Source organism: Faecalibacter macacae, assembly GCF_003687725.1.
In the GTDB taxonomy this organism is placed as follows: Bacteria; Bacteroidota; Bacteroidia; order Flavobacteriales; family Weeksellaceae; genus Empedobacter; species Empedobacter macacae.
On the sequence record NZ_RDOJ01000016.1, the window covers coordinates 1 to 11,621 of the forward strand.

General features: G+C 29.8%; 9 protein-coding genes. 6 read left to right on the forward strand and 3 right to left on the reverse strand.

What is annotated here, in order from left to right:
- Positions 1-201: 201 nt before the first annotated feature.
- From EAH69_RS10805 to EAH69_RS10815, 3 genes are all read left to right on the forward strand, one after another.
- A complete protein-coding gene (locus EAH69_RS10805) occupies positions 202-3,309 on the forward strand; it encodes an AsmA family protein (protein WP_230466786.1) in 3,108 nt (1,035 codons plus the stop codon).
- 361 nt (positions 3,310-3,670) lie between these two features.
- Positions 3,671-5,476 carry a translational GTPase TypA gene (gene typA, locus EAH69_RS10810; RefSeq protein WP_121935223.1) on the forward strand — a complete coding sequence of 602 codons (1,806 nt, stop codon included), beginning with the start codon at positions 3,671-3,673 and terminating at the stop codon, positions 5,474-5,476.
- A gap of 86 nt (positions 5,477-5,562) precedes the next feature.
- A complete protein-coding gene (locus EAH69_RS10815; protein WP_121935224.1) occupies positions 5,563-6,696 on the forward strand; it encodes a carboxypeptidase-like regulatory domain-containing protein in 1,134 nt (377 codons plus the stop codon).
- 35 nt (positions 6,697-6,731) lie between these two features.
- On the opposite strand, the gene EAH69_RS10820 is transcribed toward EAH69_RS10815, so the two are convergent.
- The 3 genes from EAH69_RS10820 to EAH69_RS10830 all read right to left on the reverse strand — a co-directional run bounded on the left by EAH69_RS10820 (position 6,732) and on the right by EAH69_RS10830 (position 9,855).
- Entirely contained in the window at positions 6,732-7,040 is a 309-nt protein-coding gene (locus EAH69_RS10820; protein WP_121935225.1) for a hypothetical protein, read from the reverse strand.
- 4 nt (positions 7,041-7,044) lie between these two features.
- Entirely contained in the window at positions 7,045-9,321 is a 2,277-nt protein-coding gene (locus tag EAH69_RS10825; RefSeq protein ID WP_121935226.1) for a choice-of-anchor L domain-containing protein, read from the reverse strand.
- Positions 9,322-9,459: 138 nt separating this feature from the next.
- Positions 9,460-9,855: a hypothetical protein gene (locus EAH69_RS10830; RefSeq protein ID WP_121935227.1), complete on the reverse strand. Its 396-nt coding sequence runs from the start codon at positions 9,853-9,855 to the stop codon at positions 9,460-9,462.
- Between the two features lie 41 nt (positions 9,856-9,896).
- On the opposite strand from EAH69_RS10830, the gene EAH69_RS10835 reads away from it, so the two are divergent.
- From EAH69_RS10835 to EAH69_RS10845, 3 genes are all read left to right on the forward strand, one after another.
- On the forward strand, positions 9,897-10,490 hold the full coding sequence (locus EAH69_RS10835) for an NUDIX hydrolase (protein WP_121935228.1): 594 nt from the start codon (positions 9,897-9,899) through the stop codon (positions 10,488-10,490).
- Between the two features lie 14 nt (positions 10,491-10,504).
- Entirely contained in the window at positions 10,505-11,074 is a 570-nt protein-coding gene (locus EAH69_RS10840) for a DUF4920 domain-containing protein (protein ID WP_121935229.1), read from the forward strand.
- A gap of 87 nt (positions 11,075-11,161) precedes the next feature.
- Positions 11,162-11,572 (forward strand): hypothetical protein, encoded by a 411-nt coding sequence (locus EAH69_RS10845; protein ID WP_121935230.1) that lies wholly within the window; start codon positions 11,162-11,164, stop codon positions 11,570-11,572.
- Positions 11,573-11,621: the final 49 nt, after the last annotated feature.

An 11,621-nucleotide genomic window follows, 5' to 3' on the forward strand; every position in this document is an offset into this window, starting at 1 on the left:
AGTTGGTAGAGCACAACACTTTTAATGTTGGGGTCCTGGGTTCGAGCCCCAGCCAGGTCACAATAAGCCAAACAGTAATGTTTGGCTTTTTTTATGCTCAAAAAATTGAGTAAAAAATATTTGTAGCAATGTTTCTATCGATAGTATTGCTTAGAATTTGTTTATACGGTTATGAAAAAGGAAAAAAAATCGATTTCAAAAATGTATAAAGTTCTAAAAGGAACTGGAATTGCATTAAGTAGTTTAGCTTTGGGTTTATATGTATCACCTTATTTTTTTAAGGGTACAATTAATGAAGGTATCAAAGAAGTTGCAAATAATTATGTAAAAACAGAAGTCGAATTTGAGAATATAGATATTTCCTTTTTTAAACACTTCCCGAAACTTACAGTTACATTAGAAAATTCTTCGATAAAAGCTTCTAATCCTTTTAAGAATGAGAATTTAATTGATGCGAAAGAAATTGCTTTAGGAGTTGATGTAAAGTCGTTATTTGCTGATAAAATTATCTTTAATGAATTGTATATTAATCAAGCAAATATTAATTTAAAGATAGATAGCTTAGGTCGTAATAATTACGATATTATATTTCCTTCTGAAGAAGTTGAAAAAGATAATGAATCAGGAGTAGGATTGTCTTTAAATGATATTAAAATCAATGAATCAAATTTTATTTATAACGATCAATCGACTAAAGTTGTATTGGATTTGAAAGGTTTTAATTATGATGGATTTTTAGATTTAAAAGATAATATTATAACGATAGACGCCGATACTGATATCAAGAATTCGTTATTTAAATTAGATAAAGATACTTATGTAAAAAATCTTCCGTTAAAAGGAAAAATTAAATCTACAATCGATTTAAATACACTTTCATTTGATTTTACGGATAATCAACTAGTGTTAGGGCAATTTCCTTTTTCTTTAAAAGGTTCATTAAAAATGCCTAACGAAAATAAGGTGTTTGATTTAAATATTTCTTCAGAAAAGAATGACTTAAAAACGATTCCTGCAGTTATTCCAGAAGCGTATCAAGAATGGGCAAAAGATATTGAAATGAAGGGAGTATCTTCAATTTTGTTTACGATGAAAGGAATTATGAATTCGGAAATGAATCAAAATCCAGATATACATATTGAAGCAAAAATAGAAGATGGTTCTTTAAATTATAAGCAATCAAAAACTCCTATCGAAAGATTAAATCTTACTTCAAGTATTGACTTGCCAGCTTTAAATCCGGATAAATTACGTGTTAAAGTTGATCAATTGGATTTTAAATTATTAAATGGATTAACAAAATCTAAGTTTACGTATTGGGCTGGTGCATCAATGTTTACTGAAGGAGAAATTGTGTCGAATATAGATTTAGAAGCTTTAAAAAATGCAACGGGTTTTAAGCAAATAGATACTAAAGGAGTATTAGAATTAGAAGGGAATTGGAAAGGTTCTATAGTTACAAATTCTAAAAATTCATTGATAAAAGTTCCGACTTTTTACATGAAATCAAATCTAAATAATGGTTATTTTAAAATGGCAGAAATGCCAGCTGCAATTGATCATATTAATTTTGATTTAGAAGTTTCCAATAAAGATGGCAATTATGAAAATACATCTGTTTTAATTCATCAGATAGATGCAAAAGCGTTAGATAATTTTATTGAAGGAAAATTGAAAATTTCGAATTTAAAGAATTTTCCAATCGATGCTGATTTTAAAGCTAAAATGCATTTACAAGATATCTATAAAATTTATCCATTAACTGGAATTGATTTACGTGGTGATTTATTTGCACAAATGAAAGCGAAAGGAACATACGAACCAAATCGTAAAAAAGTTCCGGTAAGTAAATCAGTTTTTGTTTTGAAAAATGGGTATTTACGTTTCGAAGATTTACCAAATTTACCATTAGAAAATATCAGTATTGAAACACATCTGAAAAGTGGTCGTGGTTCTTTTAGTGATTTGTCAGTTAAAATTTTACCAATTTCGTTTTCATTGGCAGGTAAACCTTTTACCATTAATGCAGATTTGAAAAACTTTAATAATTTAGATTATAGAGTTCATTCAAAAGGTCAAATTAAGTTGGGAGATATTTATAAATTATTCCCGATAGAAGGTTTGGATGTTGATGGAATGATTACAGCTAATCTTGGTCTAAAGGGAAATAACGGAGCTGCACTAAATAATTTACAAAACAGAGGTTTCGTGAAATTGGAAAATATTACAATTAACACAAAGTATTTTCCAAGTAAATTTAAAATTAATACAGGAGATTTCAAGTTTAATGGAAATCAGTTGACATTCGAGAATGTTAAGGCAAGATATAAGCGAAATCAGTTTATTTTTGATGGAAATGTTTCAAATTACATCAATTATGCTTTAAAGGAAAACGAAACATTAAAAGGTAATATTAACTTTAAAACATCAAAAGTTAATATTAACGATTTTATGCTTTTCAGTGGTGATGAAACTTCGAGTTCATCAGCTTCGAATGAAGGAGTTGTAATGTTGCCAAAAGACGTAGAATTAAATATTAATGGTAAAGCCAAAAAAGTATTATTTAATGATTTAGTTTTAGATAATTTCAATGGAAATTTAAATCTTAACAAAGGAAATTTATCCTTAAATACAACTCAGTTTAATATGATAGGTTCAACATTTAATATGAATGGAACTTATAGACCAATCAATGGTCGAAATGCTAAGTTTTCTTTTGATATTGATGCTAATAATTTTGATATTCAGCGTGCGTATAAAGAAATTACATTATTTAGAGAATTGGCAAGTGCAGCAGAAAATGCGCATGGAAAAGTGTCGATGAATTATCATTTAGAAGGATATTTAGGTGCTGATATGTTTCCTCGTTTAAAAACCGTAAAAGGTGGTGGAGATATAATGGTTGAAGATGTGCAATTTATGGGATTCAAAGTATTTAATACGGTTGCAGCTAAGACTTCGACAGATGCTTTACATGATGCTAAATTGAAAAATGTTAAGGTAAAGACGAAGATTGATAATAATGTACTTACGATTGAGCGAACAAAGTTTAAAGTAGCTGGTTTCAGACCAAGAATAGAAGGGCAGGTTACATTAGATGGTAATATGAATATTGGTATGCGTCTTGGTTTACCACCTTTTGGGATAATAGGTATTCCTATTAAAATTACTGGACCAGCTGATACTTTTGAAGTAGAAGTAGGTAAATACGAAAGAGAAGAATTATCTGAAACAGATGAGGAGAATTCTGAATTTCAGAAAACAATAGAAGAGGAGAAAGCGAAAGAACTTTTAAGTCAACAGAAATAACAAAAAATCCTTCAATAATTTGAAGGATTTTTTGTTATTTTCTATTTAGAAATTAATAATTCTATTCAATAATTCTATTCAATAATAGTAAATATTAAAATTCTGCAAAAAAAAAAATGAAAATTCTGTTATAATAACTAAATATTTGGTACTAAATGACAATAGAATCATTATTAAGTTTTAAAATATGATTATAAAATTGAATTTACATTAGTCAATCTTTAAAAAAGGGAATGATTTTCTAAAAACAATTCACAAAATTTACGTTTTTCCAAATATACTTTAGATTTGTTTAAATAAAATCAAATACATAGTAATAAAAAATAATTTTATCGTAAATTTGCACCCATAATTTTCAAGGATGCAAAACATTAGAAATATTGCGATTATCGCACACGTTGACCACGGTAAAACGACGTTGGTTGATAAAATTCTTCACTCTGGAAACGTTTTTAGAGAAAACCAAGAGTCTGGAGAGTTGATTATGGATAACAACGATATCGAGCGTGAAAGAGGGATTACAATCTTCTCTAAAAATGCTTCGGTTATGTACAAAGATGTTAAAATCAACGTTATCGATACTCCTGGCCACGCGGATTTCGGTGGAGAAGTAGAGCGTGTATTGAAAATGGCTGATGGAGTTATCTTATTAGTTGATGCTTTTGAGGGACCAATGCCTCAAACTCGTTTCGTATTAGGAAAAGCGTTAGAATTAGGATTAAAACCATTAGTAGTTATTAATAAAGTTGATAAAGAAAACTGTCGTCCTGATGAGGTTTACGATAAAGTATTCGAATTATTCTTCAACTTAGATGCTACAGAAGAGCAATTAGATTTCCCAGCATATTACGGATCATCTAAACAAGGATGGTTTAATACAGAAAATGTTCGTACAGAAAATATCTTACCATTAATGGACGGTATTTTAGAGCACGTTCCAGCTCCAGAGGCTCACGAAGGTGAATTACAAATGCAAATTACTTCTTTAGATTATTCTAAATTCTTAGGACGTATCGCAGTTGGTAAAGTTACTCGTGGTGTTATTAAAGAAGGAGATTGGGTTGCTTTAGCTAAGCCTGACGGAACAGCTAAAAAACAAAAAGTAAAAGAAATCTATACTTTCTCTGGTTTAGGTAAAGTAAAAGCTACAGAAGTAAAAGCAGGTGATATCTGTGCTGTAGTTGGTATCGACGGTTTCCAAATTGGAGATACTATCGCTGACGCTGAAAACCCAGAAGCATTACCAGTAATGCACATCGATGAGCCAACTATGAACATGTCATTTGGTATCAATAACTCTCCATTCTTTGGTAAAGATGGTAAATTCGTTACTTCTCGTCACTTAGTTGATCGTTTAACTGACGAATTAGAGCGTAACTTAGCTTTACGTGTTGAGCCAACTTCAGATTCAAATACTCAATTAGTTTACGGACGTGGTATCATGCACTTATCTGTATTAATCGAGACTATGCGTCGTGAAGGATATGAGTTAACAGTTGGACAACCACAAGTTATCTTCAAAGAAATTGACGGTGTTAAATGTGAGCCATACGAAACATTAGTAATTGATGTTCCAGATGATTACTCTTCTAAAGCAATTGACTTAGTAACTCAACGTAAAGGTGATTTATTAGTTATGGAAGCGAAAGAAGGTATGCAACACTTAGAGTTCGAAATTCCATCTCGTGGATTAATCGGATTACGTTCTTTAATGTTAACTTCTACTGCAGGTGAGGCTGTAATGGCACACAACTTCTTAGAGTACAAACCATTCAAAGGAGCTATCGCTGGACGTTCTGCAGGAGTTATTATCTCTAAAGATCAAGGAACTTCAACTCCTTACTCTATCGATAAATTACAAGATCGTGGTAAATTCTTTATCGAGCCAGGTGAAGAGGTTTATGAAGGTATGATCGTAGGTGAGCACTCTCGTAACAACGACTTAGTTGTAAACGTTATTGAAGCTAAGAAATTAAACAATATCCGTGCAGCTGGTAAAGACGATTCATCTTCTATCGCTCCTAAAATCGAAATGACTTTAGAAGAATGTATGGAGTACATCCAAGCTGATGAATGTATCGAGGTTACACCAAACTTCATCCGTTTACGTAAGATTCACTTAAAAGAAACTGATCGTAAGCGTTACGAAAAATCAATGGGAGCATAATCTTACAAGATTTTATATATTTTAAAGCTCGAATCGAAAGATTCGGGCTTTTTTTATATCTTGGAATTAACTTAAAATTCATCAAGATGAAATATTTACTTTTAGTATTTAGTTGTTTATTTTCCATTAATTTATTAGCACAATTACAGATTACTGGAGTTGTTAAAAATGAAGATGGAAATCCCATACAAGCTGCAAAAGTATACATTGACGGATCAACATATTCTACATTTACTAATGTTAACGGTGAATTTTTATTCAATCTTCCTATCCGAAATTATCAATTAATTGTTACTAAAGAACTTTATGATAATTCATTTATTACAATCAATTCTTCTACAAAATATCCTTTGCAAATTACGTTAAAAGTTGAGAATATTAATTTGCAAGAAACTGTTGTTTCTCCAATTTCTAAAGAAGATAGAAAGTATTATTTAAGTCTATTTAAACAATATTTTTTAGGTCGAGAAATTGCTGCAAAACATTGTAAAATTCTGAATGAAGACGATATTAGATTCAATTATGATAAGAATGAAAGAATTTTAAAAGCATCAGCAAGAAAACCACTTATATTAAAGAATAATTATTTAGGTTATGAGGTGGAATATGATTTAATTGATTTTGATTTAAACTTTAAAACCAATTATGTTTTAGTAATTGGAACATCAAATTTTAAAGAGATAAAAGGTAATCAATCAACAATTAATAAATGGAATAAAAATAGGAAGGAGGCTTATTTAGGAAGTGTAGAACATTTTGTGAAAAGTGTTTATGAAAATAAAATTCAAGAAAACGGATTTGAATTAAAACGTTTAATTAGGCAAGAAAATCCTGCATATATAAAGTATAAAGAAGAATTAGATAATTCTTTGGTAAAAACTTTTAATGGGCCTGTTCCACCAAAAATTATCACTTATTTAATCAATCAACCTGTTCTAATTGATAGTATTAGGATGCAAAAAAATGATCAAAAATTCCTTGATTTTGATGGCTTTTACTCGGTTGAATTTAAAAAAGCAAAGGAAGATTTAGAATTTGTTCAAAAATATAGGAAAACAAGTTTAGTAGGTAATCAACTGTCTATTTTTAGTTTGAATCAACCATTACAAATTTTTCCAGATGGAAGTTATCAAAGTCCAGAAGATATTATTGTTGAAGAGTATTGGAGCTTTAAGAAAATAGCAGATTTATTGCCTTTAGATTATATTATGTCAGAATAAACGGGAGCAATTATGTTCCCGTTTTTTATTGAATTTTATTTTGATTGAAGTTCACGTATCGCAAAATTTAATTCCTGTTGCGAAGCGCCATATTCTATTATTTCACCTTCGTTTTTATATTTAGAAAGATTAAATCCTTCTTCGATATCATTATACCAAATTACCCAATTTTTATATTTAGCTACTACCCAGAAATTTTCAGTGAAAACATCATTGCAAGTCCATATTTCTGGAGAAATTTTTATCTGATTCCATAATTTATCCTCTTTTGTATCTAAAACTTGTTCAGCCATAAAAAGCTCCATCATCAAATCCTTTTTAGGAAAAGCACACCATTTATCCATTACACTATTTACTTATTACTAAAATCCAATTCGTTTGTTTTATGATTTTTTCAGATCCTGGTTCCCTAAATTCTAACGTATACCAATAACTTCCTGAAGCTACTTTTTTACCATTAAAAGTTCCATCCCAAATGTAATTATTAGAAGGAGAACCATCAAAAATAATCTTTCCAAATCGATCAAAAACTTGAAATTTTGGATTCAATTTATACATTAAATCTGAATAATCTAAAACATCATTGATACCATCATTATTAGGCGAAATAAAATTAACCATATTTACAATAGCGAAATCTTCGGAAACTGGATTACATTCACTTGAAGATTTTACCGAAACCGTGTGATTTCCAATGCCTACATTATAAAATATATTTGAAGATTGATAAGGTCCATTATCTAATGCATATAAATAATTTGCAGTCGGATTTGTAACCGTAACTGTAACCGTTGTTCCTGTAACAATTACATTTTCTATGATTGGATTTTCAGCTGCGTGTACTATTACTTCCTGGGTGTAAAAACAACCATTAAATTCTAATCGAACGTGATACGTTCCGACAGGAACATTTGTAATAATTTGAGATGTTGAGCCATTATGTAACCATAAATAAGAATCGAAACCTGAACCAGCATTTAAAGTAGTCGTGGCACCTTCGCAGATTGTTTGGTCTACTAATGTTTCTGAACGTTTAGCTTGTTTTAATTTGAATGAAATTGAAGTAAAATTATCACATAAATCAACTTGTGAAAAACGTACAAAATAAGTTGTATCTCCAGTTAATATTTGTTGTTCACTAATTGGATTTATATTGTTTCGTGCATCAGATTCTGTTGCAAAAAAACGATAATTATCATTGATATTTGGAATAAAACCAAGATAATCTTCAAGATTAATCGTTTCTTGATGATCTAATAAATCATCACAAATATCGATTGTTGGTATTGGGTTGACTGAACTTAAAGTTTTTTTAGTAAATATAATTGGATAAAATACAGATGGACAACGATCCGTAATAATAGCAACAAAAATGGTTTTGGTACGATCTGTTGTTGTGAAATTTAATTGTTGAATTTCATTTCGATTTGCTTCTGCATCAGCCAGTGTATTAAAATACTTCATTTGAACAGTGTTCGTATTCGCAAGGATTTGATTATTGAAATCAGCTAAATTAAGCGAAACAACACCATCTAAATCCTCATCACAAAACTCGAAATTAGTTTGTAATAGATTTAAACTTGAATAATATTCTATTCTTCTTTCAGCAGTAATTGTACAACCTGAATGTAAGGAAATTTCGACTTTATAATTTCCAGGAGAATTAACAGTATATGTTGCATTTGTAGCTCCAATAATTTCTACATTATCCTTGAACCATTTATAAGAAGTTGCATTAGCAGTCGTAGCATCTAAAATTGTTGTTTCACCAAGGCAAAGTGCATTATTAGTTGCCACTAATAAATCGTCACCAATGTCTTTACCACCCGAAAAACTTCCTGCCTTTAAGAAAACCCCAGAATCATACAATCCATTTCCTTGATCGGCAATAACCAATTTGATATGATATTTTTTACCAGGTGTAATATTTGCAACCGCATTTAGAACAACAGTTTCACCATTAAAATTTGTAGCAGAGTTTCCAATATTAAATTGACCAAAATATTGCGAATTGATAGGAGAACACAAACCTCCATTCCCGAAAATAGTTAAGACAGAAACAGGAATTGATGTATTAGGAATTACTGCAATATTTTGATAATCATCTCTGGAATCAACTTCTTTGATTAAGAAAGCAAAACCGTCTGTATAACCACAACGGCCTTCGGCAGCGGTACGTAAATATTGTTCTGAAGCAAAAATATATTCAAAATTAATACGATCGTCTTGGTGCGAAATAAAATCAAATTCTAAAATTGTAGCATCTAATGTATTTCTAATTTCTAAAGCTTCTTCCAAATCACGATTGCCTTCCCAATTATTCGCAGTAAAGCTTTGTAAATAATTGTTAGGACCAACAGCACCGTTTAGATTTCCTGTAGATAAAAGTATACCATTTTCTAAAGGAAAATTAGACGTTCCTTTTTCAAAATAACCATAGCTGATGTTGGTAGAATTATTAAAACCTGTAATTTCTATCGAGCGTTCATCAACCTCTATACAATCAGATCCAAGAAAAATATCTTTCACTAATTGTGTAGGTGTAAAACTTCTATCTACACGTATATATTGTGCGTTTATAATGGTTGTTACAAGTAAACAAAATATAGATAAAATCTTCTGCATTAAGTATGAAATAGTTTACAAAGTTACTTTATTTTGAAAATATTATCCTATTGTAATTCAGTTAAATATATTGAGGTTAATGCAGAAAAAAGCACCTCAATTACTTGAGGTGCTTATATTTTTTCTAATCCAAATGGATTATATTTTTCCTAAATTTTCAGAAATTGTTTGGATAAAAGAAGTTAATGGACCTTTTGCCATCATTTCAATCATCATGTTAAATTTTCCGTCAAAATCTAATTGTACATCAGAAGTTGCGTCATCAACCGCATCGATGTTAATAGTTAAAGTATAATCGAAAGCCGGAGCCGGAGATTCGAAAACGATTTGTGAGGGTTCATTCATTTCTTTTAAACGCATTCCAACTTTTGGTAAAGCACCAACACCAACAGTAAATCCTTTTCCAGACTCATGTATTTCAAAAGATTTCGTATCAGCAGGCATCAATTGCTCGTAGTTTTGCATATCTAATAAGAAATCGTATGCTTCTTTTTGATTTTTAGAGAAGCGTACTTTATTTGTATTTACCTTCATATTCCTGTGAGTTTTTTATAAATTTGTATCAAATAGCTCAAATGTACAAAGTTTTTTTTAATGAAAGTTTATTGACTTTCGACCAAGAATCAAAGCCAGATGCGAAAAATATACTGTTTCATCATGAATCTCAATTTGATGAAGCATTTCATACTTTAGCTAATACAGGTGTAACACATTTAAATATTTTTAGTGATAACATAGTTCAAGTCTGGTCTTTATTCATTAATCATTTTAAATTAATTCAAGCTGCTGGTGGAATTGTACGTAACCCAAATGACGAATATCTATTTATTTATCGTTTAGGAAAGTGGGATTTACCGAAAGGTAAAATGGAAGAGGGTGAAACAAAAGAAGAATCCGCAATTCGAGAAATTGAAGAAGAATGTAGTATTACACCACTGCAATTAGAGCGATTTTTGATGTCTACTTATCATATTTATTTTCAAAAAGAATATATCATTAAAGAAACTTATTGGTTCGAGGTTACCTATAATGGTACTGATACTCCACAGCCCCAAACCGAAGAAGGTATTGAGGAAGTAGTTTGGAAAAAACAAGAAGAAATTGCAGAATTGATGAATAATTCTTATCCAAACATCAGATTATTAGTAAATAATTATTTAGATTTGTAATAAATAAGATTATAATGAAAAAATATATTTTAGGAGTTTGTGCTGTTATGGCTTTTGCTGTTACAACAAACGCACAAGTTAAAAAAGAAGATAATAAAGCAAAAACAGAAAAATTAACGAAACAACAAAAGAAAATTATTTCTTCGGGTTCAGTTAAAATTGATGATTTATACGCTTACCAAGTTTATGGAGAATCATTTGATATTAATAAACCTTTATCTAGTGTAGAATTAGGTTCTTTATATGATAACATGAAAGATGGAGATGTAATTGAAAACGTTCAATTTAAATCTACAATCGAATCTGTTTGTAAAAAGAAAGGTTGTTGGATGAAAGTTGATTTAGGTAAAGGAGAAGAGCAATCTTTTGTACGTTTCAAAGACTACGGATTCTTTATGCCTTTAGACGGTGAAAAATCTGATATCGTAGTACATGGTAAAGCTTTCGTTAGTGAAATTTCTGTAGATAAATTACGTCACTATGCAGAAGATGCAGGTAAATCTAAAGAAGAAATTGCTAAAATAACAAAACCTCAGTTACAATTTAATTTTGAAGCTGATGGTGTTTATTTAAAAGAAAACTAATATTTTTAAATAATTAATATTGATAAAACCTTTCATATTTTGAAAGGTTTTTTTATGCAACTTAACTACAAATAATAATAAATTACAATGAGTGTTTTTCAGAATATATTAGGAAAAAAGATAAATGACGATGAAGTAATTCAGTTTCAAAACTCATTAAATGGAGAAGCTACAAAACGAGAGAATAATGTTTCCGATTCTTATGACTACGAATTATTGTTTAAAGAAGATGGAGTCTTATTTGCAATTTTAAATAATGAAATTATATCAATAAAAGTTTTCTTTTCTCCAACGCCAATAACTGAACCTTTTCGCAAAGAATTTGTTTATGGATTAAGCTATATCAGTTCGGAAAATGATGTAAAAAAACAATTTAATTTTCCGATAAATCTGAATCAAGAACCAATGCGCGCAGATAATATTTATGAATACGAGAATTGTTCAGTTGCCTTTGATGCTATGACGGGTGAAATTAATTTTGCTGAGATATATGTATAATTATTTCTATATATAAATATTTACTATGAAGACTTATTACGTATGTTTA

Bases quoted from the DNA above. Each gene is read 5' to 3' on its own strand.
- EAH69_RS10805 (WP_230466786.1), top strand. From the start codon at position 202: ATGTATAAAGTTCTAAAAGGAACTGGAATTGCATTAAGTAGTTTAGCT.
- typA (WP_121935223.1), top strand. From the start codon at position 3,671: ATGCAAAACATTAGAAATATTGCGATTATCGCACACGTTGACCACGGT.
- EAH69_RS10815 (WP_121935224.1), top strand. From the start codon at position 5,563: ATGAAATATTTACTTTTAGTATTTAGTTGTTTATTTTCCATTAATTTA.
- EAH69_RS10820 (WP_121935225.1), bottom strand. From the start codon at position 7,040: ATGGATAAATGGTGTGCTTTTCCTAAAAAGGATTTGATGATGGAGCTT.
- EAH69_RS10825 (WP_121935226.1), bottom strand. From the start codon at position 9,321: ATGCAGAAGATTTTATCTATATTTTGTTTACTTGTAACAACCATTATA.
- EAH69_RS10830 (WP_121935227.1), bottom strand. From the start codon at position 9,855: ATGAAGGTAAATACAAATAAAGTACGCTTCTCTAAAAATCAAAAAGAA.
- EAH69_RS10835 (WP_121935228.1), top strand. From the start codon at position 9,897: ATGTACAAAGTTTTTTTTAATGAAAGTTTATTGACTTTCGACCAAGAA.
- EAH69_RS10840 (WP_121935229.1), top strand. From the start codon at position 10,505: ATGAAAAAATATATTTTAGGAGTTTGTGCTGTTATGGCTTTTGCTGTT.
- EAH69_RS10845 (WP_121935230.1), top strand. From the start codon at position 11,162: ATGAGTGTTTTTCAGAATATATTAGGAAAAAAGATAAATGACGATGAA.